At 56.7% G+C, this 25989-nt stretch carries 27 protein-coding genes; 4 read left to right on the top strand and 23 right to left on the bottom strand.

What is annotated here, in order from left to right:
- Positions 1–65: 65 nt before the first annotated feature.
- The 12 genes from ACZ42F_RS06500 to ACZ42F_RS06555 form a co-directional block, all read right to left on the bottom strand.
- Complete coding sequence (locus tag ACZ42F_RS06500) at positions 66–221, bottom strand: hypothetical protein (RefSeq protein WP_464278358.1); 156 nt, start codon at positions 219–221, stop codon at positions 66–68.
- Entirely contained in the window at positions 211–1218 is a 1008-nt protein-coding gene (locus ACZ42F_RS06505) for a patatin-like phospholipase family protein (RefSeq protein ID WP_464278359.1), read from the bottom strand. The genes ACZ42F_RS06500 and ACZ42F_RS06505 overlap by 11 nt, the downstream gene beginning before the upstream one ends.
- Complete coding sequence (locus ACZ42F_RS06510) at positions 1205–2422, bottom strand: efflux RND transporter periplasmic adaptor subunit (protein WP_011367008.1); 1218 nt, start codon at positions 2420–2422, stop codon at positions 1205–1207. The genes ACZ42F_RS06505 and ACZ42F_RS06510 overlap by 14 nt, the downstream gene beginning before the upstream one ends.
- Positions 2419–3894, bottom strand: a complete 1476-nt coding sequence (locus ACZ42F_RS06515) for a TolC family protein (RefSeq protein ID WP_464278360.1) — start codon at positions 3892–3894, stop codon at positions 2419–2421. Before ACZ42F_RS06515 ends, ACZ42F_RS06510 begins: the two co-directional genes overlap by 4 nt.
- Positions 3891–4454 carry a TetR/AcrR family transcriptional regulator gene (locus ACZ42F_RS06520; protein ID WP_464278361.1) on the bottom strand — a complete coding sequence of 188 codons (564 nt, stop codon included), beginning with the start codon at positions 4452–4454 and terminating at the stop codon, positions 3891–3893. The genes ACZ42F_RS06515 and ACZ42F_RS06520 overlap by 4 nt, the downstream gene beginning before the upstream one ends.
- 204 nt (positions 4455–4658) lie before the next feature.
- Complete coding sequence (locus tag ACZ42F_RS06525; RefSeq protein ID WP_011367005.1) at positions 4659–5183, bottom strand: gamma-glutamylcyclotransferase family protein; 525 nt, start codon at positions 5181–5183, stop codon at positions 4659–4661.
- On the bottom strand, positions 5180–5977 hold the full coding sequence (locus ACZ42F_RS06530; RefSeq protein WP_464278362.1) for a glucosamine 6-phosphate synthetase: 798 nt from the start codon (positions 5975–5977) through the stop codon (positions 5180–5182). The genes ACZ42F_RS06525 and ACZ42F_RS06530 overlap by 4 nt, the downstream gene beginning before the upstream one ends.
- Complete coding sequence (locus ACZ42F_RS06535; protein WP_011367003.1) at positions 5962–6483, bottom strand: DUF5049 domain-containing protein; 522 nt, start codon at positions 6481–6483, stop codon at positions 5962–5964. The genes ACZ42F_RS06530 and ACZ42F_RS06535 overlap by 16 nt, the downstream gene beginning before the upstream one ends.
- 11 nt (positions 6484–6494) lie before the next feature.
- Positions 6495–7451 carry an amidoligase family protein gene (locus ACZ42F_RS06540; RefSeq protein WP_028588142.1) on the bottom strand — a complete coding sequence of 319 codons (957 nt, stop codon included), beginning with the start codon at positions 7449–7451 and terminating at the stop codon, positions 6495–6497.
- Between the two features lie 245 nt (positions 7452–7696).
- A complete protein-coding gene (locus tag ACZ42F_RS06545; protein WP_028588143.1) occupies positions 7697–7954 on the bottom strand; it encodes a hypothetical protein in 258 nt (85 codons plus the stop codon).
- A gap of 12 nt (positions 7955–7966) precedes the next feature.
- The gene (locus ACZ42F_RS06550; protein WP_464278363.1) at positions 7967–9658 is read right to left on the bottom strand and encodes a hypothetical protein; all 1692 of its coding nucleotides are present in this window, start codon (positions 9656–9658) and stop codon (positions 7967–7969) included.
- 339 nt (positions 9659–9997) lie between these two features.
- The gene (locus tag ACZ42F_RS06555) at positions 9998–11599 is read right to left on the bottom strand and encodes a GmrSD restriction endonuclease domain-containing protein (protein ID WP_464278364.1); all 1602 of its coding nucleotides are present in this window, start codon (positions 11597–11599) and stop codon (positions 9998–10000) included.
- 116 nt (positions 11600–11715) lie between these two features.
- Here ACZ42F_RS06555 and ACZ42F_RS06560 point away from each other — a divergent pair, with 116 nt between their 5' ends.
- On the top strand, positions 11716–12900 hold the full coding sequence (locus ACZ42F_RS06560) for an IS91 family transposase (protein WP_464278365.1): 1185 nt from the start codon (positions 11716–11718) through the stop codon (positions 12898–12900).
- A 53-nt stretch (positions 12901–12953) separates the two neighbouring features.
- On the top strand, positions 12954–13127 hold the full coding sequence (locus ACZ42F_RS06565) for a hypothetical protein (protein ID WP_464278366.1): 174 nt from the start codon (positions 12954–12956) through the stop codon (positions 13125–13127).
- A 200-nt stretch (positions 13128–13327) separates the two neighbouring features.
- On the opposite strand, the gene ACZ42F_RS06570 is transcribed toward ACZ42F_RS06565, so the two are convergent.
- The 11 genes from ACZ42F_RS06570 to ACZ42F_RS06620 form a co-directional block, all read right to left on the bottom strand.
- Positions 13328–13822 carry a hypothetical protein gene (locus ACZ42F_RS06570; RefSeq protein WP_464278367.1) on the bottom strand — a complete coding sequence of 165 codons (495 nt, stop codon included), beginning with the start codon at positions 13820–13822 and terminating at the stop codon, positions 13328–13330.
- A 98-nt stretch (positions 13823–13920) separates the two neighbouring features.
- Positions 13921–14211 (bottom strand): LysM peptidoglycan-binding domain-containing protein, encoded by a 291-nt coding sequence (locus ACZ42F_RS06575; RefSeq protein ID WP_464278368.1) that lies wholly within the window; start codon positions 14209–14211, stop codon positions 13921–13923.
- On the bottom strand, positions 14208–14678 hold the full coding sequence (locus ACZ42F_RS06580; RefSeq protein WP_464278369.1) for a CIS tube protein: 471 nt from the start codon (positions 14676–14678) through the stop codon (positions 14208–14210). Before ACZ42F_RS06580 ends, ACZ42F_RS06575 begins: the two co-directional genes overlap by 4 nt.
- 8 nt (positions 14679–14686) lie before the next feature.
- On the bottom strand, positions 14687–18442 hold the full coding sequence (locus ACZ42F_RS06585; protein ID WP_464278370.1) for a phage tail tape measure protein: 3756 nt from the start codon (positions 18440–18442) through the stop codon (positions 14687–14689).
- Between the two features lie 145 nt (positions 18443–18587).
- The gene (locus ACZ42F_RS06590) at positions 18588–19265 is read right to left on the bottom strand and encodes a T4 family baseplate hub assembly chaperone (protein ID WP_464278371.1); all 678 of its coding nucleotides are present in this window, start codon (positions 19263–19265) and stop codon (positions 18588–18590) included.
- Positions 19266–19281: 16 nt separating this feature from the next.
- Positions 19282–19743: a phage tail protein gene (locus ACZ42F_RS06595; protein ID WP_464278372.1), complete on the bottom strand. Its 462-nt coding sequence runs from the start codon at positions 19741–19743 to the stop codon at positions 19282–19284.
- Positions 19744–19754: 11 nt separating this feature from the next.
- A complete protein-coding gene (locus tag ACZ42F_RS06600) occupies positions 19755–21293 on the bottom strand; it encodes a phage tail sheath C-terminal domain-containing protein (protein WP_464278373.1) in 1539 nt (512 codons plus the stop codon).
- 2 nt (positions 21294–21295) lie between these two features.
- On the bottom strand, positions 21296–21553 hold the full coding sequence (locus ACZ42F_RS06605; RefSeq protein WP_464278374.1) for a hypothetical protein: 258 nt from the start codon (positions 21551–21553) through the stop codon (positions 21296–21298).
- A 12-nt stretch (positions 21554–21565) separates the two neighbouring features.
- Complete coding sequence (locus ACZ42F_RS06610) at positions 21566–22114, bottom strand: hypothetical protein (protein WP_464278375.1); 549 nt, start codon at positions 22112–22114, stop codon at positions 21566–21568.
- Between the two features lie 105 nt (positions 22115–22219).
- Positions 22220–23293 carry a metallophosphoesterase gene (locus ACZ42F_RS06615; protein ID WP_464278376.1) on the bottom strand — a complete coding sequence of 358 codons (1074 nt, stop codon included), beginning with the start codon at positions 23291–23293 and terminating at the stop codon, positions 22220–22222.
- 134 nt (positions 23294–23427) lie between these two features.
- The gene (locus ACZ42F_RS06620; RefSeq protein WP_464278377.1) at positions 23428–24072 is read right to left on the bottom strand and encodes a TetR/AcrR family transcriptional regulator; all 645 of its coding nucleotides are present in this window, start codon (positions 24070–24072) and stop codon (positions 23428–23430) included.
- 726 nt (positions 24073–24798) lie between these two features.
- Between ACZ42F_RS06620 and ACZ42F_RS06625 the strand changes: the two genes are divergently transcribed.
- Together ACZ42F_RS06625 and ACZ42F_RS06630 are read left to right on the top strand one after the other, a co-directional pair.
- A complete protein-coding gene (locus ACZ42F_RS06625) occupies positions 24799–25320 on the top strand; it encodes a hypothetical protein (protein WP_464278378.1) in 522 nt (173 codons plus the stop codon).
- 71 nt (positions 25321–25391) lie between these two features.
- Positions 25392–25958 carry a diheme cytochrome c gene (locus tag ACZ42F_RS06630; protein ID WP_464278379.1) on the top strand — a complete coding sequence of 189 codons (567 nt, stop codon included), beginning with the start codon at positions 25392–25394 and terminating at the stop codon, positions 25956–25958.
- Positions 25959–25989 lie beyond the last annotated feature (31 nt).

The following is a 25989-nucleotide window of genomic DNA, read 5'->3' on the forward strand; positions in this document are numbered from 1 at the left end:
AGAGAACCAAATCCGTTCCCCGATCTCAGTCCGTTCGAATTCTGCGTCATCAAGGTTTGTTTCAATTATCCTGTTCTTGAACTTGACAACGACAATCTTCCTTTCGGGCCGTCCACTGAATGATTCCATTCTTTTTTCTCGATCACTTCTCCTTTGACCCTCAGAGAACGCAGACGATCAACGAGGCGTTTTTCTTGTAACTGACAAATATTAATTCCCATCTTCCGTCCTCCCCGGTAAAAAACCTCCTGGTAAATCTCTTTTGGCAGCACATTTCCATCTTTCTTTGAGCTGCGCCATGGCTTCTCGGTATCCCTCGGCAATGGCCTCCTCGGCCCGATGGAATTCGAGAAAACGAATATCCCCCAGCTTTGGCCGAATCAGCAGATCGGGCGGATCGGTTGCCAATCTTGTCGCGGTGATCTGCACTTCCATAATATTGATTGCAGTCGTCAACACATCAAAAATATTTGGCACGGGGTCCCTTTGCAGCCACTGGCGCACTTGCGATAACGCGGGCGAATCGAATTCGCTGAGCCTGTTGGTCAGAGCCTGCGCGATTCTCCATTTTGCGGGCTGGGGCTGATCAACCGCAGCTTTTAATGAAGGAGCAACCGGGTCGATGCTGCCTGCACTCCTTTTGTCGACGATGTCATGGTTCAAATCAACAGCGATGACGTAATCCGCTCCCATTTCCCTGACAGCGCTCACCGGCACGGGGTTGACCAGCCCCCCATCCACCAGAAAGCCGCCGTTTTTCCTGACCGGCGTGAAAATGCCCGGAACCGAGATGCTCGCGCGGATTGCCTCTATGAGGTCCCCTTTGTTCAACACGACCTCACGACCCGTGGCCAAGTCGGTGGCAACCGCGCAATAGCGGAGAGGTAATTCTTCAATGTTCATTTCTCGAACATGAGAACGAAAGAAATCGCTGATCTTCTTTCCATCAATGAGTCCCGACCTCGGAAAAGTTACATCCAGGAAGGAAACAATCTGTTTCCAGTCGAGCTGACGGGCAAAATTTTCCAGCACATCCATTTTGCCAAGGGCACATGCGGCCCCTACCAACGAACCAATGCTGGTGCCGGCGACGTACCTGATTTCTATTCCTGCCTCAGCTAGTGCCTGCAATACACCGATATGAGACCATCCCCGTGCGGAGCCGCTACCCAGAGCCAGGCCGATATTTTTCGGAAAACCTGAGCTATCGTCCGACATGTTCACCGCCGTTCTTCTTGAAAAGTTGTCCCCCAGAGTTATCCGTCCCATTCTTGTTCAAAATATCTTGCACGCTTACCTCCATGCCTGACTGTAAACGTCCCGCTCCGCTGGTGACCACTTTGTCATTCTCAACCAAGCCGCCCATCACTTCGGCAAATTGGTCATCCATGGCCCTAATTTCGACCGTTCGCTTATGGGCCTTATTTCCTTCCACCACAAAAACGTAATAGGTGCCGCTGCCGGGGAGGCGTTGCAAGGTTTCACGGGGAACGGCAAGGGACCTTCTTTTCTCTGCCGAAAGCTTCACCCTGGCATACATTCCGTCCACCAACTTCCCGGACGGATTCGGCACCTCGATTCTCATGCGGAAAGTACGCGTCTTTCGGTCCACCAATGGATTGATAACGGTTACTTTCCCTGAATACTCATGTCCCGGGAAGGCGTCTGTCGTGATCAGCGCAACAGTTCCAACGACAATCCGGCCAATGTCTGCTTCCGGCAAATCGACATCCAGGTTCAGAGATGTTTGGTCCACGATTAGCAGAAGTCGGCCGCCGGGAGCGACCGCCTGACCGATTTCCACATTTCTCTCCACGACAGCGCCGCCGATAGGCGATCGGATATCTGCATCCTTGAGATGTTCCAGCGCTGTCTCCAAGGCGGCCTTTGCCTGGTCCCTCTGTGCTCGGGCGTAGAACACCGCTTCCTTGGCGCTTTTAAAGGCCGCTTCTGATGCATCAAAGCGACTTTGCGGAATCACTTTTTCCTTCAGCAGTTCGATTGCGCGTCGGTATTCTTTCTCGGCCTGTTCAAAATGGGCTTCAGCCTGCGGAACTGCTGCTTCCGCAGCTGCTAGCGCCGCCCGGGCCTGCTTGACGCCGAGATCATAGTTTGTTCTGTCCAGTTTTATAACGACCTCACCGGCATTGACGCGCTCACCGATATCAACCAGAACCCGGCTCACCGTTCCTGCCACCTTGGGGCTTAGCGGACTCGTGTCTCGGGCTTTCAAGGTGCCGACGGCGCTGATTTCATCAGCGAATTCGTGCGGGACAACAGATGCGATTGTGACAGGCAACGCCTTGCCCGCCGCGTTCGGATCTTCATCTTTTTGCCATTGCTTCCTGGAAACTTGGACAGCCAAGAACGCAATAACAGCAGCCGCAATAGCAATGGATATATAGACTCCTCTTCGTCTCATTCGGCAGACTCCTTTTCCTTGATATCAGGCGGCTCTATCACCATTACGCCCACCGCTCGATGAAGGGCGGCAAGGGCAACGTTGTAATCAAAAAGAGCCTGTGTGTGATTCGCTTCAGCTCGACTTAAGGCCGTACGAACGTCCAGCACGTCGGTATTTGTGCCTTCTCCTGCCCGGTAGCTGGCTCTTGCCAGGCGGTAAGCCTCCCTGGCTGTCTTCAGTGCACTCTCAGCCGCATCGATATTCTTTTCTGCTTTTCCGAGGTCCAGGAAGGCTTGGCGCACTTCAAGACGAATGCGATCTGTCGTTTTATCTCGCTGGATTTTTACCTGAACCAGTTGGGATTTCGCCTCTCTGACCTTGGCAGCGGTTTTCCCCCAATTCCAGAGGGGAAACTGCGCCCCTATTCCAACCGTCCAATGCTCTCCGCCTTCCAGATCCCGAAAATCGCCTTCCATATATTCGTAACGCCCTTCCAGGGCAATGGTAGGCAGGTATTCTCCCCTGGCCGCTTTAAGCGCCTGCTCCGCAGCTGCCATTTTGGAATCCATTGCAGACAGTTCGGGACGTTGCGAAAGGGCCAACTCGGTGAGAGACGAAAGATCCGCCCCCGGCCCGGGCGACCGCACCAAGGCTTCCGTCAAACGGACTGATTCTTCAAGGGGCATGCTCAGCAAGTTCTTAAGTGCAGAATATGCCAGGTCGACGGCGTTGTCAGCGCCATTCAGATCTTTGCGGGCATTGGCAAGTTCCGTTCGGGTGCGAAGCAGGTCAATTTCCGGATTCGCCCCTTTCTCCACCAGAATCGCCACGTCATGTTCATGCACATTGAGAAGATCGACGGCCTCCACGGCAACACCTTGAAACGCTTCGGCCAACTGTGCGGTCCGATAAGCGCGTGTAACCTGGAAAACGACTTCCTCTTCAACGGCCCTGTTCTCTTGAGCTTGAGCGTCTCGTGAATACTGGGATGCCTTGCGCGCCGCATTCAATCGCCCTCCCGTGAAAATGGGCTGCCGGATGACGAGCCCCGCCTTGTATTGATCACGATCCATGAAGGTCAATGATTGCGGTCCCATTGCAAAACTCAACTCCTCGTCCAGTCGTGTATAGGAAGCCTCCGCCCCCAAAAATGGGAGCATAGCCGATCTGGCCTGAGTTATCTTTGTATTGGCTTGAGTCAGGGCTTCCCGTGTAAGGCGGATATCGTAATTGTGTTGCAACGCTATTTTCAGGCAATCGCTTAACGAAAGGTGTATATTGCCATCCTTTTCGAGCTTGCGAAGCTCCTCAACGGGAGCAGAGGGACGATTGCCTTCTATTTCCGGCGATTTTTCGGCGATTGCATCGGAATGGCCGTGCAACGGCTCGGCGGCAGCGCTAATAGAAATACAACCCGCTGTCAGCAGCAATCCACCTCCCACCAGAAGCATAACCATGGTGCGAGCTGTTATCCTTAAGGCTTTTTTCATTCGGCCATCACCCCTTTGAGAAACATGTCACTGATCACCGGGGCATTCGCCTTGTATGAATGCCGTTCCGGATCTTCCAGCCAACAGAAGAGAAAAGCGTTGGTGATTCCCTCCAGGGCCACGGCCATATAGTAGGGGTTCAGATCGCGAAGCACGTTTTTGCGAATACCTTTTTCCAGTGTCGAAGCCAGTTGCTCTACCAGTTCGTCATAAAGCTTGCGAATGTCCTGATCGAGACCGGCCTTGATGTTGAAACTCGCACCCCGCGTTTCAGCAAAATAGAGCCGCAACGTGGCAACGTCATCGGCAAAGATCCCCGCTTTAGCGGAAATGTAGTCTTTGAGAATAGTCAGGACGTCACCTTCCCGTGAAAGGACTTCGCTCAGGGTATGGTGATATTCCGCTGCCTTTTCCATCATGAGGGACTTATAGAGGTCTTCTTTGTTTTTGAAGAACTTGTAAAGCGTACCGATGGCAAACTCGGCTCTTTCCGCGATCTCGTGCATGGAGACGTTGTGGTATCCTTTCTTCGAGAAAAGCTCGAGTGCAGCAGCAAGCATCTGCCGACGATGTCTGCGTTTTCTCTTTCCCGACGTGGGAGCTTCTCATCTTGCATTGCCTGACCTCCGTTTCCTTGGCAGCATAGAACATTTAAAAACGTGACGGCATGTTCATTTTATGACGTTATATTCTAACCAATACGCGCGTTGGCTCCTTGTGTCAAGCGGAAAACCAATAATCCGGATAAGGCCGCAAAGATCGGTTCACGGGCGTAACCACTGGCCACTGGCGACTCTTTCCGCGTAAGGCGGGCATGGAATCCAATAGGTCCAGGCTGGAATCGAGGTGCGACCGCATAGCACCGCCACCATCACCCGCTGGTACATGCTGTGCCCGCCGGGCCGGAAGCCTTCCAGCCGGTCGATGGGCGGCAGGTCGCGTTGCGGGTCGGTGAAGGTCACCAGCTCTCCGTGGATCAGATTCCAGTCGCCGGTCGGGCGTCCGAAGCACGGCGTGCCGATCTCCTGCTGTCTGCGGGCGTCGGCCAATGGATCAACACTGCCCCGGGCCAGGATCAGGCCTTCCGGCACCTCGATGGCCGGGAACCCGGCGTGGAGATGGTAGAGCCTGCCCCAGACCACGGCCTGTTCGATGCTGCGGGCCTGGGCGCAGAAGCGCTGATGGTTCCAATAGCCCCGTTTCAGGGTGCCGTAGACGAAGAGCCGGAGGATGGTCTCGGGACTGTCTTCCGGATTTGTGTTCAGCTTTGATGGTTCTCCAATGTTCATGCATTCACTCCTTCGGGCAGTGTCCCTTTGCGCTCCTGGGGTATGAAGCGGAATTCGCTGTTTTCGATGGCCCGCACATCCTTGTGGCGGATGGTGAGCATGGTCATGGGCGGCACCTCCAGCTCGCGCCAGCCCGGATCAAAGTCCACGGCAAAGTCGATGAAGGCTGGCTCCGAGGCGTAGAGCACCACCCGGTGCTGGCGGTGGATGCGCAGGCAGAGCGGTTTGTTGCCCTTGAGCACGGTGATGGTGCCGGGGTCGAGCCGCGAGGCCAGCACGGCGCTCATCTGGCCGCGACAGAGGGCGAGCGCCTTCTTCAGGCCCTCCTGGTCGATGGGGCCTTCGGGCGCGAAGCGGTCGGCCAGGCGGAAGATCAGCTCGCTGTCCACTTCGGCGAAGCGCGGCAGCCCGAGACGGCGGAACAGATAATCGGCGTTGTAGATGGTGCTGTTGTGGGTACCGATGACGATCCCGGCCCGGATGGGATGGTTGTTGCGGTTGTTGAACTCGTTGCCCCGGGTGCGCCAGCGGGTGTGGCCCATGAGGATGGTGGTCTCGTTGTCGACCTGCCCGAGCAGCTCCTGGAACGGCTTCTCGTAGACCAGTTCGTGCGCCCGCATCGGCCGCTTGAAGATCCGGTGGCTGCCGTCGATCTTGAGCCAGGCCAGACCGGAGGCGTGCGGGCCGCGCTCCTCGCTGTGCAGCAGCATGCGGATGAAGACCTCGCGCAGGTAATCCTGCTCGTCCGGCCGTCTGCGCTTGCGGCCGAAGATGATGCCTACTTGTCCGCACATGGAGCCGGGTCCTCCTTGCCGCCGAAGTTCTTGCCGAGCGGTCTTGTCCCATCGAGGACGAAGGCCGCGTACTCGCGCCGGTGGCCCGTCAGCCACTCGGCCACCTCTGGGTAGCCCATCTCGGCGGTCAGCCGGGTCACCTCCAGGTGGTCGAGCATGTTGGTGCGCCCGGAGAGCCGCACCGTTTCCAGGGCTTCGAGGAATCGTTCCGGCCAGGGATCGCTGGCCTTGTCGTCGGGCAGGAACTCGATCAGGCCGTGCCGCGCCAGGCGGGTGAGAAACTCGGCGGCCGCAGCGGCGGCGTCCTCCGGCAACGGCTGGGTCGGACCGCCTTCGATGCCGGAGAGCACCTCGGTCATGTAGTCCCGGGGCGCTCGGCTGGCGGTAAACGGCGTCTGGCCGCGCATCAACTCGACAACTTCGAGGCAGTCGGCGGCCTGCAGGGTTTCCCCGCTGCCGGGGATCGGTTCGCCGGAAAGCCGGGTGGAGCGGATCAGAATTTTCATGGAGCCCCTCCTTAAACAGTGAGGCCGGGAACTTGCCCGGCCTCGTTGGTGTGAGTGGTGGTTTCGTCCGGAAGGACCTCCTCCGGTTTAGGCCGTCCGTTCTTGAAGGCGGCGTCGCCGGGCATGTTGGCCATCAGATGCTTGCGGGCGGTCTTAAACTCGTCGCCGATCAGGCCGAGGTGGAGCAGGAAGACTCGAAAGTCGTACTTGGCGCTCTGGGGATCGAAGTCCCGCTTGCGGCTGGAGGCGGCCCGACCGTTGAGCGCCTTGGCGGCGACGGCGAGGCAGAACTGCAGGTAGGCCTTGATCCGTCCCGCGTGGAGGGTCGCCTCGAACCAGCGGAACTCCACCGTGCCCCGGTACCAGATGTTGTGCAGGTTGACCCCGTGGTAGCGGCTGTTGTCGTAGTGCTGGGGCTGGCGGTTGTGATAGCCGTACCAGATGCGGTTGAGCTGGTCCTTGGTGCGGGGGCGATGCTGTTCGATGCGCTGGATCAGCTCGTCGCTCACCGGCCGCGTGTAGCGGTTGAGCCGGTCGCGGCTGATGCCGAGGGCGTGGAGGATCAGCGGCTCCTGCTTGTAGATGATCTTGGCCAGGTTACCCAGGTGCCTGCCGTCGAAGGGCGCGGCGTCGATATGGATGTGGATGCCGCACTGGCTGTTGATCTTGCCTCCGGCGCGGCGGATGGCCCGGACCGCCTCCTGCAGTTGCGGGATGTCGTCGTAGCCGAGCACCGGGCTGACCACCTCGGCCCGCAGATGGGCCGGGACGCTGGTCAGGGAGGCGTCCCCCACCACCTTCCAGACGCGGCCGCGCAGGTCCTCGACCTCCCAGGGGTCATAGCTGCTGGGGATGCCGACATGGCGGACCGTGCCGCCCACCACCGAGTGGATGGCCCAGGCGATCTGTTCCCGGGTGCGTTTTACGGTCTCGATCTCGATCCCGTAGTGGATCTCTTTCAGGTTCATGCGTGCCTCCGTCGTTCGTGGCGCTTCTAAGTCGTTGTCAGGCAAGGCTTTTTAGCCTCCGCTTACACCATGAATGCTTCTTTCCGGACACAAATCAAGTAGAAGAACAGCCGAAGCCGACATTTAACACGTTTATTTTCAATGACTTGCGAACTAGGCCGGATTGGGCGGCGCACAGGCGGCAGAAACCCCGGAACGGGCTGGCCGTATCCGGGGTTTCTGGGTTGGCGGTGGCAGTGAGCCGGTCAGCCGGAGGCGGTATCAGCGGTGATCAGGCTGGCGTGCAGCTCGAGGTTGCGCGACTCGTCGGCCCGCATCCGCGCCAGCAGCGCCGTGAAGGCCTCCGCTTCGTCGGCCGGGAGCTTTGATGCCCGTTCCAGCCGCGCCAGGCGCTGGTGCAGGTTTTCGAGCAGGCCCAGGGCATGGTCGCGGATCAGCCCGTCGCGCTTCTCCTGCGGCGAGGGAATGAACTCGGTCAGGCCGCCTTTGCGTCGAACGATCATGGCCGTGCCTCCTTAGCTCAGGGTCGCGCCCAGCGAATGGATGCGCGGGTAGATCAGCGGCGTGCCGGTCATCTCGGCTTTGTAGCGCACCTTGTTGCCGGTGTTGTCGGTGAAGGTGCGCACCAGGGTGTACTCGGTCCAGTTCTCGTCGATGGGCCGGGTGTCCTGGATGGTCATCGCCTCCCAGGTCAGGCCGCCGTCGTTGCTGGCGAACCATTGCAGGGTGGTGCCACTGGGGATCTGCATCTGCACATAGGCTTTGGTCGATTCCACACCCTGGGTCAGCTCGTTCTCGCGGGTCAGGTAGGCCCCGGTGGTCTTGTTGAGGTAGCCCACCAGGTTGACGTCGCGAAAGTTGATGGCCGGAGTGTCGTTGGAAAGCGAGCTGCTCAGGCGCACGCGGATCTGGACCCGGGTGGCGAGGTTGGGCAGCCGTTCCTCCTCGGCGGGAACCATGGCGTCCCAGGTCACGCCGCCGTCGGTGGAGTATTCCCAGTCGAGACCGGTACCCTGGGGGATGGCCGAGTATTCGTCGAGGTTGATGTCGGAGAACTGCACGCCGGTGATCGGCTGAAAGCGAATCATCCCCTCGGACTGGAAGTTGTAGCCGTAGATCTTCATCGCCAGGTCGGAGCCGTTGAGCGGCGTCCAGGTCTCGGCGTTGGAGCTCTCCAGCAGCACGCCTTCCATGTAGGTCTGCCGGGTGATGATGCCCCAGCGGCCCATCTTGCCCAGGGTGGCGGTGCGCACCTTGTAATTGGTGCTGTTGGTCAGCAGCACCACGGAATAGCTGGTGTTGGCCTCGGCGTAGAACGGGTCGTCGAAGCGAATGCGGGTCTCGCCGCTCAGGCTGATCTCGTTCGGGGCCAGCACTTTCTCGGCGAACACCACGCCGTTGGGCAGACCGGTGGTGACGCCGCGAATCTGCACCGTGACCGGAATGCTCGGGTCCCTGGCGGTGAACTGCAGTCCGATGCTGGAAATCACCTGGTTTTGGGTGAAGCTGAAAGTCTGGGCCAGCGGATCGCGGGGCACGAAGATGGTCTGGGTGCGCCAGACCACCTGCACCACGGGCACGCGGATGATGCGGTTCTCGATGATGCGCTCGATGCGGGTGATGACCAGCGGATCGTTGATCTGCAGGCTGGCCCGGGCCGAGTAGACGCCGTCGGCCATCTCCACGATGCGGTTGCCGTTGCGGGCGTTGGTCGGGATGGTGAAGGAGGCGCTGACCCGACCGGCCTCGTCGCTGATCAGGTTGCTGGCCATCACCTGGCCGTCGCAGCGCAGTACGATGCCGGATTTGCTCGGGGTGAAGTTGATGCCGGTGACGGCGATGCCGGTCTGGCCGCGCCGCCCGAGGTTGGGCGTGATCTGCAGCATGGCCGGGGGCTTGTCGAACACGGCGTAGGGGTTGATGTTCCGCTCCTCGGACCAGTCGTTCTGTTCCACCAGCACGGTCTCGTTGCCCGGCAGCAGTGCCAGGCTGCCGAAGAAGCTCGCGTTGCTGCCCGCCTGATCGACCGAGAGCACCGTGGAGTGAGGAATGCGGTCCGGCGCGACGAAACGGGCGATCTCGTTGACTCTGTTCGCAATCCGCGCAGCGAGTTCATGCTCAAAGAGTTCGAAGATATCGTTCAGGGACAAATGCAACTGCCCGACGGAAATAGCTATGGCTTTGTCTCCGAGCTCAATGACCTTCAAAAGGATATTCTTTCCATCCTCAACGTTCCACTTCACTACTATGATTACCAACATCTGATCGACTCAAGCTGAACCGATGTTCGATCAATAGAACAAGCAATGGCGACTAAAAAACAAAAACGTACTTTTTCAAAGAGCGAAATCAAAGTTTAATTGATTAGTTTTTGTGAGCCTTACAGGCTCGTGTTTTCGGGCGGTTTGAGTGCGCCAACACTCGCCGCCCTTTTTTTGTGCATAAAAAAAGCCCCCAACGAGGCTCAATTATTCTGATAATCCGGTATAGCTTGTCAATTTATTTTGAAAATTTTATGCTAAGTTTGGTTCATATATTCTGATTTCTTACAGCTGGACAGGGGCAAAGCCATCTCCGATGTAGGCGCGCATATACTCCAGAGGATTCTTATTACTAATCTGGAGATTCGTAATTTGCATCAGGTACGCAATGTTCAGCAGACTGTTCGCGAGTTGTCCTTGATCTGGTAAATGTTTTTCGCAAAAATCGAGCGGGAAGATGTGGTGCAGGTTGGGATGGTCCGTCAAAGCGTAGTAGACGGAAGTCAGTACTGAACGATCCTTCTGTTCCCAGTCTCGAGGCATCTGGTTGGCATAGAGGGAAAGAATCGCTCGGGAGAGTCTGCCTTTCGTGCTATAACTGGTTCTGCGAAGCCGTTCACGATCAATTACGAACCGACCAAACTCGAAGTCCTTACCTTCGCGTGCTCTTTGGAACCGGCCTATGTGGTCACGCAGGTGGGTGGTATTGCTCAGAAGGTCATCATTATGGAAACTGATAAACCAGAAGTAACGCTTCAGGAGATTATAATCAGGTGTGCCATTTCTGAAGAAATACGATGCGAGCGAAAGGAAAAAGTAGCGATAAGGGATCAAAGCTGGACCAGGCAGATGTAAATGGTTGTCGAAAAAGTCAAAGACCTTACGAATAGCCGTGGTACCATCCTGCCAGATTGTCTCCAAATGTTCTGTCTTTAGAACATTCAGGTATGTGTCTGTAATGTTCCGAACCCCAGCGTCCGGAATGGAGTCACGAACCAGCACGGTGAGAGCTTGGAGAAACGTCATATCATCAATGCAGCCGAAACGGCTACCAGCCGTTTTCAGTTCGTGGCGGAATTCCTCACACAAGCCTCGTAGGTAGAATCCTGGAACATTCTCTTCCTCCGGTCTGAACGTTTTGGCCACTACAATGTCAAACATGCTCAAGGGTTGCCCAGCCTGATTGATGCGTTCGAATATTTGGCAAACCTCCCCGACCTCAATTCCCCGGAGTTCTATGAACGATAACTTGTAGTTGTCTATCACTTGCTTGAAACGGCGCAGCTGCTCTCGGGCTGGTGCGTCATAATCGGTCAAGCCACTCTCGACGAGACGTTTCTCCACCTCGCCGTATGAGTGAGCAATGTCCTTTAGACGGACTACCAGTCCTCGGTCGTATTTTTGCTTGCGACCGACATTGCGCAGCAACTCGCCGCCTCGGTCGTCGATCTCATCCCAGAACAAGAATCTTTCACGCCAGGAACCATCTTCAATCTCGACTGGTTCTTCCGCTGTCAAGTTTACATAGAGTGTGGGATCGCGCTTTTCCTCCCCTTTAATCTTCCCACCGTACATGGAGGTAAGCAGCGCCGTCGTTCGTTGCTGGCCATCCAGCAGGTAATGGAACTCAGATTCCGTTCTTTCGTCCTTCAACTCGTGACCGCCAATCTCCCGGTGATTCTGGAGTTTAGTTCCGGTCCGCCACACCAAAATGCTACCCAATGGGTAAAATTTATAGATGCTGTCCCACAGCCGTTTGACTCGGTCTCGATCCCATACCACATTACGCTGAAATGTAGGTATCTGATACTGACCTCGCTGCAGATTCTCAAGGTAGGTTGTAATGCCATATGAATCCGGCTTGATCCTGTCTACATAGCTCCCCATCTGCATCTCCAATAATGCCTTGTTGTTGTCTTGTTGCCGAACGCAAACATCTGCGGTTTATCCGTCAGTATGTTTTTGTTTAGTTTTTTAACCATATTGTTGTATGAATTCAACAAGTGCTGTATAATCTGCTTCCAGGTCTTGATTTCCATTCGGATGTCCATGAATCATTTAGCATTTTTGGTTTCGCCATGGCCCTGTCAGCAACATTCAATTATGATGTTTATCAGCCGCGTAATCCTAAGGCAAGCGCATATTACAAGTGTGTCGAAAATCACTTTGAAGAATTGGAACGTGCCTGGGATGACATGTATAAATCCCGGTATGGATTCTGGCGGACATATGTCATGACCGTGATCTATAAATATCTTGACTGCGGTGATCTCCATATGGGATTTGCCAGGGTCCGTTGTGAAGAATGCGGCCACGAGTATTTGTTGGCATTTTCTTGCAAGCGTCGGCAGTTCTGTCCGTCTTGCCATCAGAAACGGGTGATCGAATATGGAGAATGGCTGTTGACGGAGGTGCTGAAAGATGTCCCTCATCGGCAGTGGGTTTTCAGTATTCCCAAACGGCTGCGGATTTATTTTCTGTATGACCGAAAACTGCTGGCAAAATTGTCGATTTGTGCCTGGAAGGTGATGAATGCATATCTTAAATCCGTTGTTTCCGATGATACTGCCGTTCCTGGTGCTAGTATCGCAGTCCAGACTTACGGAGATTTTTTAAATTTCAATCCTCACCTGCATGCTATAACCACTGACGGCTGTTTTCTTGATGATGGAAGTTTCAAAACAGCTCCAGGTTTTATGCTGGAGGATCTGGAAGAGATTTTTCAGTATGAGGTTTTGAAAATGCTCAAGAAAGAGGGCAAGATAAATGATGCTATTATTGAAAACCTGCTTTCATGGCGCCACAGTGGTTTTAATGTATACATCGGTGGCAGGATTTATCCTTCAGACAAGACTGGTCTTGGCAACCTGGCCCGTTACATTATCCGGGCTTGTTTTTCCCAGGAACGGATGGTCTATGTTCCGGGTGAAGACTCAGCAGATGGTATTGCCAAAGTTGTTTACACATCCAAAGACCGGAAATCCAGAAAAGTTTTCAACGCTTTGGACTGGCTGGCCAGGCTGGTGACTCATATACCAGGAAGATATGAGCAGACGGTCCGTTACTATGGTTGGTATTCGAATAAATCCCGAGGGATGAGAAAAAGGCTGGTACGGATGATGTTATTCCTGCTGTTATGCCAAATGATCTGTCCTCCAAGGAATCCCGGCAGAACTGGGCACGTCTGATTCAGAAAATTTATGAGGTTGATCCACTTGTGTGCCCCAAATGCCAGGGTGAAATGAAAATCATCAGCTTTATCGAAGAACTTGACATCATCGAAAACATATTACGTCATCTTGATCTCTGGGATGTCCGCAATCATGACCCGCCGCAAAAGGTTTCAGATTATATTCTTGAACTGGTCTGTGATGAGGCAGACTCTCGGATTCCGGAACTGGAGAGTTGGTATTGATTTTTTTGAAATTGGACTGAGGGATTATGGTGTGCTACGCCCAAAATCATCCCAGCCTTGGTATTTTTTAAAATTTTTTCAAGAACCTTTTGCTATTTTCTTTTCAAATTTTCGGACTTTGATTTTTCCCTTGACTTAAAATTCGTTCCCCTGATACAAGCACAACATGTTGTGCTTGTATCAGGGGAACAGTAATATTTTTAACTTTGGGAATTTTCGATACTTTCTTTAGCAAAAAGGAAGTTCCTATCCCTGGTGGGTTTCACTGACGGAGTGAGACCGTTGGCTGCGGCGATCTCCTCGGCGATTTCAGAGTAGAGGATGCCGGGCGGCGGTTTCTTCCAGACCTTCTGGTTTTCCTTTCCGGCCAGCTTGAAACCTTTGTCGTAGGCCTTGATGCGGATGGTCGGGTCGCCGTTTTCGGGAAAGTCGTAGTCGATGTCCTTGATGACCGCCTTCTTGCGCGGCGAGAGGTTATCAACATAGCCGAAGCGGGCGACGATCTCGTTGCCCTCCTGGAATAGCGGGTCGTCCACGAACTGGAGGTTGCGGTCCGTGACGGACAGCTCCAGCACGTCCAGCTCCTCCTCGTTGTCCTCGAAGACGAACGAGGTGATTTCCTGCGTGATATCCGCTGATAATGTCTGCCCCTCGATCTGGATGAGGAACGTCGGTTTGAATGTATCAAGGTCCATGCGCCTGTCTCCGGTCATACCGCCGGTATGGCGGTCTTCACCGGATACTTACCGGCGCTCAAGCAAAGGTGTCGGCACGGAAGGAACGAAAGGCGGGCTCAGCTCAGCAGCCGCATCTGAACATGCTCCACGGAGGGAATCCGGAGCACGGTGCCGGGCTCGAGCTCCAAGGGGAAAAAGATGTCGTTGTAATCGCAGATGATCCACCACAGGTCGGCCCGGCCCAGGTAGTGGTGCGCCAGCAGATCCAGCCTGTCGCCGTCGACCACGGCGTGGAAACGGTCATCCGGGCGGGGAGTTGTATCGACGCGCGGACGGGCTCCCAGGAATTCTTCACCGTGATCCGTATAAAGGATGCCCGCGGCGTAGCGGGAACGACGTCCGATCATCCGCGCACCTCCGAGTAATCCACCGATTCATCGATGTACTCTTCCAGCACCATGTCGACCTCGGCATGCTGCGGCAGGAGGCTGTCGCGGTCGAACATGTGGAAGAAACGCGCCTTTACCTGGCGAACCACGCAAAGCACCCCAGGATAAAGGTCGCCGAACATGAACAGCACACGGTGCGGGGCGTTCTTGAGCATGGTTCCGGCGTGCTCCGGGTAAAGCAGTGAGCGCAGCCAATCCACCGACTCTTTGACCGGTCCCTTGAAGAACAGAAGCTTGAAGCTGATCTTGCGCGGCTCGCCGGCCACGTACTGGTAGCGGGGGTGGCTCATACCGGGGATTTTGATGGCCGCATACGCAGTGCTCTTGTCGTCAACAATATCGTTGGGGTTGTACTGGAAATCGAGATAATCGCCCGTATCCACATCCACGAGGTAGGCGGTGATCTCTTTCTGGTCCCAGGCCACTTGATTCCTCACAGCGTCTCGTAATTCTTAATCTTGCGCTCGCGCAGATCGCGGTAGACCGACTGCGCGACCTGTCGCCCATCAAGCAGGGTGGTGACCGATACATCGATGGGCCGCTCAGCAAGCGCGTCAAGTTTGGCAAGGATGGCCTCGAACACGGGCAGCAGGTTTTCTTCCGTCACTGGTTGCGCGAAACCGGTGTTTCCGGGAGCAAGGACGCCCCTGGTCTCACCGAGAAGACGCGATTGTTCGGGAGGCGCGGCCGCCGTGCGTGTTTCAATGGCCGCCGGTTCAGTTCCTAAGAGAGGGGGCGTTCCCGCCCAAGGGACCTCGCCCGCGACGACCGGCGTGAGCGCCAGGGTCCCTGCCAGCATGGCCGGTGCGGCGACCTGTCCCGCCATATCGTTCATGAAACCGAAGGCACCCGCGATTGCCCGGGCGGGTATTGTCGCGGCTCTCGCGATTCCTCCGGCAAGCGTTTCCAGGAGAGCCGAACCGCTGCGGGTGAGGTTGGCCAACGGACCTTCCTTTGCGTCAGAAAACGGCAACAGGTTGCGAACGAATGACAGGGCCGACTTGGCGGCCCGGTACGGCGCGGTTACCGCCGATTTGATCCCTTCGCCCACCGTGGTGAGAATCGCCTTGCCACTTTCAAAAGCGGACCCCGCCAGGTTGGAGACAGTGGATGTAACGGATTCCCACGCGCCGGAGGCGGCGTTCTTCACCTTTTCCCACGCGGAAGATGCAACCGAAGCGAGTCCTTCGAAGGGGGCTTTGATCCACTCCCAGGCGCTTTGCGCCATGGACCTGAGGCCGTCCCAGGCCGCGGATGCGGCATTGGTGATATGGGTCCACGCACTCGAAGCCGCATCGGCGATCCAGGTAAACGGCGCGCTCACGACGGACCACGCCGACTGCGCAAGGTTGCCGAGCCCGCTCCACAATCCGGTCGCTGTGGCGCGGATGCCGTCCCAGGCGTTCCGGGCCGTGTCGGAGATCCACTGGAACGGAGCTGTCACGGCATCCAAGGCGGCGGTTCCAAGAGCCTTGATTCCGTTCCAGGCGGAAGCGACCACGCCCGTGAGACCGCGCCAAGCGGACGCCGCAAGCAGGGCGCCCTTCCGAAACGGCCAGGTCACCGCGGAAAGGATGCCGGCACCGAGCAACTTGAGACCCTGCCATACCCAGCGGGCGGCGGCGAGCATGCCCTTGAGCGCCATCCCGAGGACCTTGCCGGGTAACGACAGTAAGCCCGCCATGCCCTTGGCGAGCGTTTTCAGGATCGCGGCACCCGAAGCGGTCAGGCTGGAAAGCGGCCCTGTTTCCGCGTCGGAAAACGGCAGCAGTTTCCTGAGCCAGCCGAGGGCTTTCTTGAGCAACTCGAAGGGATAGGTCACCGCTGACCAGATGCCTTTTCCGAGGGCAATCAGGATGCGCTTGCCAGCCTCGAAGAAAGTGGTGTCACCCGAGAGAAAGCTCCGGACCGCACCGAATACGTCCGCCAGGGTCCGCACGAGCGGCAGGTCCATGAAGGCTCCAACAACGGCGGTCGCCACGGAATTGAAAAAACGTCCGATGGCCGAGAAAATCCCCTTGATGAAATCCCAGACACCGACGATCACGTCCCGGGCCCACTGGAACGGGGTGGCCAGGAAATCGAACACGGCGCTGCCGATGGACTTCAAGCCGTCGAGCACGGAAATGTCGCCGGTCAGCACCTGCCAGACCGTGTAGACGACCCGGCCCACCATGCGGAGCGCCTGGACCAGGAGCCGGATCGGCAGGAAAAACTTGTAGATGAACTTTCCCGCCTCGATGAAGGCGGTGACGATCACCTTGCCCAGCCAGACAACGGCGCGCACCACCCAGGCGACGACCTTGATAAGCGCCACCAGGTTGTAGATCACGAACTTCAGGAGATATGCACCCACCTTGGCGATGACGCCAAGCACCGTGCCGAGGGTCTCTCCCAGGCTTCGATAGGAAGAAGCGTCGGCGGATTTGGCCGCCAGACCGAAGATTTCCAGCACCGAAAAAACCGCCTTGTAAAGGGCGCTGTAAGCCTGCATGAGCGCCCGGACCGCCGGTTCGAGGATCGCCCTGATCTTTCCGAAAGCGCTGGAGAAGGCCTGCCACAAACCGGTCAGGAATTGCCTTACCCGGTAATAGACGCGGAACACCGTGACCACCAGTCCCATGAGACCCGCCTGCTCGAGCTTCTGCGCCAGCTCCGCGGACATCCGGCCCGTGCCTCCGCTCAAGGACGAGATCAATTCCCGGATGCCCTGAAAAACGAGTTTCACCTTCTCCCACGCCCCCAGGATCGTGTCGCGGATACCGCCGAAGTTGGTCTCCCAGGCCCGTTTGAGCAGGTAGACGGCCAGCACCACGCCGCCGATGATGGCCACCACTGGCAGGAAATAGGTGGCGAAGGCCGAACCCACACCGGCTACGGCCGCGCTCATTGCAGCGAGCCCCGCCTTGATGGCGGGGAGCATCAGGCCGATGGTTCCCGCCGCGGCAATCACACCGCCGACAACGGCGAGCACCGCGCCCAAGGCCATGGACAGGGTGAGAAGGACCCTGGTCAGCCCCGGCATGGAGCGGGCGAGCTTCTGGAAAAACAGGATCGCCTTGGAGATCCCTTGGATCACGGGGGTCACCACCGGCAGGAGGGTTCGACCGATGATCTCGAAAAGGTTGCCGATCTGCTGCCGCAGGAGTTGGAACTGGCTGCCGATGTCCATGTTCATGGCCTGCGCCATCTCTTCAGTGACAGCGGTGCCGGTTTTCATGGCCTGCTCCACGGATCGGATATTGCCTTCCAAAGACGCCATGCCCTGTGACATCTGCAACAGGAACTTGACGGCCTCGTCGGAGCCGAAGGCCTTCTTGATCTCCACCTGGGCCGCAGCCTGGGACAGGTCGGGGAACCGCCCCTTGATCTCTTGGAGGATGGGGATGATCCCTTTCAGCCGACCCGTGGAATCCACGAACGATAACCCGAGCTTTTCGCCCGCCTCGGCGGCCTTCATGATGAACGCCTTGTAGAGGGTTCCGGCCTCGGACCCCGGCATTGTCGTCTGCAGCTGTCCGAGGATGGCGAGCTGCTCCTGCAAAGGAACGTTGGAGGAGGCGGCCACCGCGCCGATGTTCTTGATGGCGTCCGCCATCTGGCGGCCGTTGGTCTTGAAGGATGCCACGGTCTGGGCCATGGCCCCGGCGAAGCTCCGCGCCCATTCCGCATCTGACATATCCTGCATGATGGGCTTGAAGATGCCGTAGGCCGTGGTGAAGGTGCCGACCATCTCTTCGGTGGTCGCCTTGGTGGCTTTGCCGGTGAGCGCGGCCATGGCGGTGAACGCGCCGACCGCCTCGTCGGTCAACCCTGAGAGGGCGGAGCGGACGTCGTAGGCGGCGGTGATAAACTCGGCCTTATTGGAACCGGCCCATGTGTTGGTAAAGGATTCCGCGGCATTCTCAATGGCCTGCAAATCCTTGACACCGAGGGAGGACAGCTCGCCCAGCGCTTTCTGGGTGGCGGCGGTGGATGCCACGAGGCCGACCGGCACGGCCATGAGAGCCAGACCCGCGCCGATCATCATGGTGCCTTTCTGGATGCGGTCGAGGTTCCGGGTCATGCGCTCGCTGGATGCGGCGACCGTGGCGTCCAGCGACTGCATGGACGCGCTCACTCGGGTCGCGTTCTGCGAGAACGCGTCCTTCATCGAAACGATGACGCCGAGTCCAAGATCTCCGTTCATGTGCGTATCCGCTCCAGTTCCTCACGTTCAAAAGCAAGCTGCCGCGAAAGGAACTCCACGAACTCGCGGCGAACCCGAAGCGGCAGCGCCCGTGTTTCCGAATAACTCCAGTGGAGCCCGCCGTAGGCGAGGAAGAATGCGTCCCTTACAAGCGAACTCCGGGGAACAAAAAACCCGGCTCGGCCTCCAGACGCGTGCGGATACGGGTGCCGCAAACCTTACACTCGGTCTCCACGGTGGTGTCGACGCCCCCGTCGACCCTCAGCATCTCCTGTCGCAGGGCGCTGCGGTCGCGCAGGGACATTTCGTTCATCAACTTCTTGCTCGGGGCCGACCCGTCGATGTCGATGAGACGAATCAGCATGGCCGAAGAGATGGACGGTTCCTTGAGCGCGGCCAGCCGTTTTTCCTTGTGTCCGTCCAGGTATTCGAAACGCACCTTGCGCTTCGATCCGGGCAGGACAAAGGAGAATTCCCGGTCCTCGCCATAGGGCGTAATCTCCAGATCTTCCATGTTGACGGTCACCACGTTCGCGGCGCGGCAGGCTGTATTGGGACAGACGAGTTCCAACTCCACTTCATCGCCGAGAGAAATCTGGCGAAGCTTGACCAGGATGAAGAGCCGGTCTCCGGACAGAAGATCGAGCACGTCTTTGATAGAAGGTTCCTCGTTCTCACCCAGCCGGACGATGCAGTTCTTGAGTACCTGATTCACTGCGTCGCCGGTACGGATGAGCCTCTGATTGGTGAGCAGCTCTTCCTCGGTCCCGGTCATTTCCCTGAGCTCGACTTCTACGCCACTCGGCAATTCAAAAATGTGCATGGCTTACCTCCTCGGATCAGGTCCAGTACTGATAGCTGATGGTGAGTTTCTCGATGGTGTTGTCCGTGTTCGCCCCCTCGAGTTCGTCGTACTCCAGGACCTTGATCCACGCCCCGTGCAGGGTCCAGCGCCGAGTTTCGTTCCCGGCGCGGTCGTAACGAACGATGTCGATGTCGCGCATGTAATCGTTGGGCAGGCCGCCGACCACGGTGTTGACGTCCACCTGCTTCTTGACCCATTCCCTGGCCGCTTCATCCGAGCCATCCTGAAGGATGCCTTTCTCCAGGGTGATGTCCTCGAACTTCACCCGGCCTGCGACCTTCTGGTCGAACATCGAGCCGGCAGGGGCGAAGGCCACCTCTTCGAACTCCGTTTTCGGTTCCTGGCCCTTCTTGAAGAGCGCCACGTCGAAGCCGTTTACCTCAATGGCGAACTGCCAGTTCTGATACAGACTTTTTGGCATGTTTCCGCTACGCATGGCCTACCTCCTTACGCTGTCTTGAAGATTTCTTTGAAGTCGGCCCCGGTGGCGGTGAGCACGAAATTGAGTTCTATGAATTCCGCCGTCTTCGTGGGCTTGACGAAGATGCGGGCCACCAGTTCATTGCGGTCGATGACCGCGGGAGTATTGGTCTCCTCGTCGCACTGCACAGCGAAATCGTAGAAGCCACCTTTGTCCTTAATGTCCTGCAGAAAGGGATTGATCAGCCGGATCAGGGCCCGCCAGGTCTGCGGGTTGTTGGGTTCGAAGACCACGAAGCGGGAAGACTCGGCGATGGCTTCTTCGATGTACATCATCAGCCGCCGCACATTGACGCGGTCCAGCGCCGACGGCTGGCTCTGCAGGGTCTTCTGGCCCCAGATATTGATGCCGCTGTCCGGGAACGAGGCGATCACGTTGACGCCCTCCGGGTAGAGCACGTCGCGCTCCCCGCGGCTGGCCTTGTAACCGAGCGACAGGGCGTTGAAGATGCGGCCGCGGTCGATGCCCGCCGGGGCGTACCAGACATAGGTCTTCTGGTCGCTGCGAGCGTAACAGCTGGCCACTGCGCCTGACGGCGGCACCAGCTTTCGTTTGCCGCTCACCGGATCGTTGATCTCGATCCATGGGTAGTAGAGGGCCGCGTAGGACGAGTTGAACGCCGCATGGTTGTACATGCCTTGACCCTTGCGGAAATCAACTGCCTCGAGCGGCTCCAGGTGCATGGGCGTGTCGGCGATGAACAGCAGGTCCTTGCGGCTTTCGGCATAGGCGATGCCCGCGTTGATCACCGGCACTGTGGTGACGCCGGGGACCATCAGCAGGTTCAGGGCGTCGATCTCGTCAAAGCCATAGAGGCCGGTATGCTGCGAGGGATCGCCGATGAAGTCCGCATCGGCCAGATCGGTCAGACCATTGTCACCGCCGCTGAGCGTGAACACGCCCAATGCCGGACGGTCGCCGGGCGTTCCCATTGCTGCGGCCAGATCCTGGACCAGGATGAAATCCGAGCGGTCGTTGATCGCCAGCTCCACATGGTTCGGCAGCGTCTCGTTCATGCTCAGATCCTTGAACACCTCGACCACATCGCCTTTATGCCGGACCACCAGGTTGAAATGGTTGGCCGGGTCGAGGGAGCCGTCCTCAATGGAGACGGAGAGCCGGTCCCCCCAGACGCCTTCGTTCACGGCCTCGATCCGCAGGGCGTCGGCGGGCGTCGCCTCCCGGTTCTGCAGCACGATGGAAGATTTGAGCGCCGTCAGGGTGTCCCGGTCGGTGGAGTCGGTGAGATGGGCGATGCGGGTGACGTAGAGGACCGAGCCGCCGTTGTCGAAAAACGCCCGGGCGGCGTAGGCCAGATAGCTCTCGTTGATATAGGAGCCGAAACGGTTGATGAACTGCTCCCAGCTCGTCACCAGCACGGGCTTGTTGATCGGGCCTTTCTCGGCCACTCCGACCATGGCGGCCATTGATGTCGAGATCTGCTTCACATAGAAACTGAAGTCCGTTTCCCGGGTGTAAATCCCGGGGGATAGATAGGTCGGCATGGTTATTTCCTCCGCTTGCTGGTGGTCTTGGCCTCATCGGCTGCGGCGTCATCGGTCGCCGTGGGCTTTTCCGGCTCCGGTTCCGCGCCGCCGGTCAGGTCGGTGATGCGCACCAGGCCGCGTTTTCCGGCGGTCTTGATCTCGGCGGAGAGGTCCTTGCGGGCGATGCTCTTGTGCTCTCGCGGTCCGAGGTGGATGGTTCCCTGGCCGGAGAGGTTGAACGTCAGGGGTTGGAACTGCAGGTTTCTGATCTCGATCACGGTTGTTCTCCTTTACGGTTGAATGGTTCGTTGCTCTGTCACGTCGCCGTGAAACTGGAAGGTCCGGTCCCGGATCAGCCGACCGTCGCGCAGGTCGCCGTCGTACACCGGGCAGGATTCGATGCGCAGCCGACCTGAGCTTTGTCGCAGATTGGACAGGTTCACCCGGGCAAGCCCGCCCAAAGGCACCAATTCTGTAAGATTCAGCTCACCCTTGTCAGCAATAGGGATCACTGTGTTGAACTGAATAAAGCGGGATACAGCCTCATGGAATTGAAGCAGTTCTGCCTCACGGTCCACGGTCACCACCAGGTCGAAATCCAGGTGGTAGAGCCTTGGAAAACGGCACTCCTCGAAGCTGAGATCGGCCGTATCTTTCTCGAACAGCCGTGCCTGGCTGCGACGTAACCGGTCCTCGGTCAGCTTCGGTCCTTGCAGGATGACGCTGGGGGTGTTGTGTACCTCGAACAAATCATCAGCGAACACCAGCACGGTGTCCGGGTGGATGACCTGCTTGACCAGACGGATCAGGGTTTCTGTGACTGTTTGAATGGTGCTCAATTATCGCCTCCGGTCATTCTGGCGTATTACTTACCGGAGGTGATTTGGATGTGTCGGGCTAAGGTAGGATAATCAATGAACAGAGGTTCGTCTAAAAGCTGTGGATTATTGACGTTTGACTGGATTTTTTAGAGGCGCACGTAGTGTAACTTTGATTATTTCACTCCTGTGCCACAGCCGCATGCGCGGCCCCCATGTTCCAGTACCCCTGCTGACCAGCAGTTCCATTCCATTAATGTCATATCGTCCTGCAAGAAAAGGATATACTCTTTGAACGAGATAACCGAAAGGCCAAATTTGTCCGCCATGCGTGTGGCCAGACAGCATCAGTTCCACCCCGGCTTGAGCGGCACGATCGGTTTGCCAGGGCGTATGTGACAGCAGAATCGTAGCTCCCTTCGGGCGGTTGGCAAGCGCTGCTGCCAGCGGATCGCCATCGATATTTCGACGTCGTTGATTGGTCAAGTCGTTCACGCCGGACAGGATAAGACCCGGTGCAAGTTCAGCCCATTGGTTTTCAAGACGACGGAAACCCGCCTCTTCCAACACCTTGAGGCCGGGTTCACTACTATGATGTGATTCGTGATTGCCGTCGACGTACCATTTCCCAAGTGGAACGCTCAAATGATTCAAGGCCGGGATAGGATCTGGCATAGCGCCATGCCCTTCGAAAATATCCCCTGTAAAAACTAAAAGGTCAGGTCGCAAAGCCTGAATTTGCACGATCCGATCATTCATCCATCGGCTGTCAAGAATAGCGCCAAGATGCGTATCGGAGAGGGCCACCAAAACTGTACGGTCCAACTCGACCGGCAGGCTTGGAAGGGTTACTTCGTATGAAACCACTGCGGGCTCTCGAAGTCCTTGAACCAGGGCAATGCTGGCCATTGCCGCACCAGCGACCAGCGCCAGACCAAACAGGGGCGGCCGCCGCTTTGGCAGCAGGAATCCGAAGAGAGTGAAAAGGTCCACAATGAATACAGCTGTAGCAATGAGGAACACCACTCCCAGAATGGTCATGCCGGCAACCTCGATAGCGCCGGCCAAGGCGCCCGCATTCTGATGACCAAAGAATCGGCCGAAGAAAAAACGAGCCAGACAAGGGTGCCAAGCCCCACAATCCAGCGGCGTGAAAAATAATTCTTGAAAAAGGCACCGATCCTGCGCGCCACAAGACATATGCGAGCATCAAGGTGAACCCGGCGGTCAATAGGGTGCCGAACATGAGACTCCTTCCTCTACGAATAGAACGGACTCAAAAGTGCTCGATTGGCGTCTTGCGTCGTTTCTAATCTCATTTTGCCTCCCGCGGATCATTCATGACGTGCCTCACACGTTAAATACGCCAGCAACATCGTGACCACTTCATTTACGAAAGTGGCCCGGGGGATGAATTCATCGTCCGGGTGAGCTGCGAACCGATGGGTCAGGCTTTCGACGCTCTGCACAACAACGAAACAAGTATGCTCCAAACCGCTTTGTCGAACCTCGGGATACAGGCGCAGAAGGCCGGCCACCGTTTTGGCCGCTTGCCGTTCGGATTCGAGCAAAGCCTGGTGGACGCGCTCAGGAATTGGCGTTTCTTCAAGCAATATGTGCTGCAGCCGCGGTTGTCGGGAATGCATCTCCAACATATCGGTTACATAATCGTTCAGGGCCTCACTGAGACTGTGCTGCTCCACCACCATGTGGCCGACCCACTCGTGCAGACGATGGCCGGTATCGGCGATGTGCTGCTCGAGCAGGGCCACGGCGATCGCCTCCTTGCTTGAAAAATATTGATACAAGGTTCCGATGGAGACCCCGGCTTTTATCGCAATCCGGTTGGTGGTGCCGGCCGCATAGCCGTGAGCTTCGAAAACCTGAGCAGCTGCAGCAAGAATCGCATCCACCGTTGCCTTGGAACGATGTTGAACCGGTTGTTTTCGGGGATTAAGGCGTTTTTGTCGAGTAGGCATAATCTCCAATCTAATGCGAGTTGACATAAAATGAGTTTTTTGTTACCGGACAATGATATTGTCACCCCTGTCTGGGACAATAGAAATGTCATCCCATGAAGACACGGGGTGACGTACTCATGAAGGCAGAGGAAGCGCGGCGAGCGTTTGTGATCAAGCAGGCAGTGGCCGGAGCGTTCACGGTTCGGGAGGCGGGAGAAGTCCTCGGACCCCGCTGCCGGCAGGTGATTCGACTGAAAAATCGGTATCGTGAGGAGGGAGCCGTGGGCCTTGTCCACAAAGGACGGGGCAAAGCGTCGAATCGGAGAATTGCCCAGGAAATCCGTAAGTTCGTTGCCGAGAAGGCGAAAAGTGACTTTGAAGGGGCGAGCTGTCAGCATATGGAAGAACTTTTCGCTTCCAGGTACGGGCTTGAGCTCAGCGCCAAAAGTATCGGCAGGATACTCAAGGAACAGGGCGTGGCGTGTGCGCATCGCCACCGAAGTCCGAAGGGGCGCAGATGCCGGGAGCGGAGCCGTCGGAGGGGAGATTTGGTGCAGATGGACGCATCTCCGTTTGATTGGCTCGGGGACGGCGTTATGCGCTCGCTGCATGGGGCCATCAACGATGATTTAGCCGAATCTCGTAATCGGCGCCTGACTGTTAATTGAACTTGGGGGAAAAATGTACATGCATAAAATCATCCTGTTATCCTTAATAGCTATCTGTATCGCAGGATTCGGGTCCTTGTTTGCTACCACCGGCATGGCCGATGATGAACATGGATTTAGAAGGCATTTTGAGCGGGAAGACCAGCACAGCATCCCATTTTTGGAATCCGACAACGAGGGCAATGAAACCGCCGGCCAGATGGCAGCATGGCTTCTGCTTGTGGCCAACCTACCCGTGGCATTGAGCCTTTTGATAAAAGGGACGAATCGATTTGCGCCGTTACCAACCGAGTTAAAGAATGCACTAAAGAAATTGAATCGGACGCAGAAAAACGCCCTCATGTGGCTGCATTTCTATCTCAGTCCGGCGAGTCTTGGCATTGCCCTATGGCATTGGTTGTCCTCGCGCTGCAAATCGTCGGCCCTGCCTGAACTTGGGCTGATAATGATGGTGACCGTGATCGCATTGGGCTTTCTCATAAAATTCAAGTTGTGTCCCAAAGCTTTTCGCAAGTATGCTTATCAGATCCATACGCAACCGGTGATATTTCTTGCCATGTTTCTGGTGTTGACGGTCGGACATCTGATCGTCGATTAACCTTGACCTTCAATAGGGAGAAATCAGGTATCCCTTTGCATAACCGGTATCGACCGGAAAGGAGGCAAACCATGAATCTTTCTCGCATTAGAGCCATCGGATGGGTATCGTTGTTAATGGTTTTGGTTGTATTTACACCGACCATAGGCGCCGACGATGATGGCAGAAAGCATCAACAGCGCGAACGCAAACACCATGACAACAATCATTCTGGTGACGGGAACCTGAAGCAGGTCAGCAATTCCACCTATGCCGACCAATGCGGGGCCTGCCATTTTGCCTATCAGCCGGAGTTATTGCCGGCCGCATCGTGGAAAAAAATCCTTGAGGGCACCGATGATCATTTCGGAGAAACGGTGGACCTCGATGAGGGCGCAAGGCTTGAGATCAGTGAGTATCTGGCCTCGAATGCCGCTGATAAATCATCTGCCAAACTATCTGGCAAAATAATGCGCTGTCTGGGAGGCATGACACCGCTGCGAATCACAGACATTCCTTGTATTCGCAAGGAGCATCATGAAATCACGCCGCAGATGGTCCAAAGAAAGTCTGTGGGTTCATTGTCGAACTGTATCGCTTGCCATCGAACTGCGGAAAGCGGCGTATATGACGATGATAGCGTATCCATTCCTGAATAATAGCGGCGGTATCTTTCAGGACTAAAATCAG

The organism is Desulfonauticus autotrophicus (assembly GCF_055381725.1).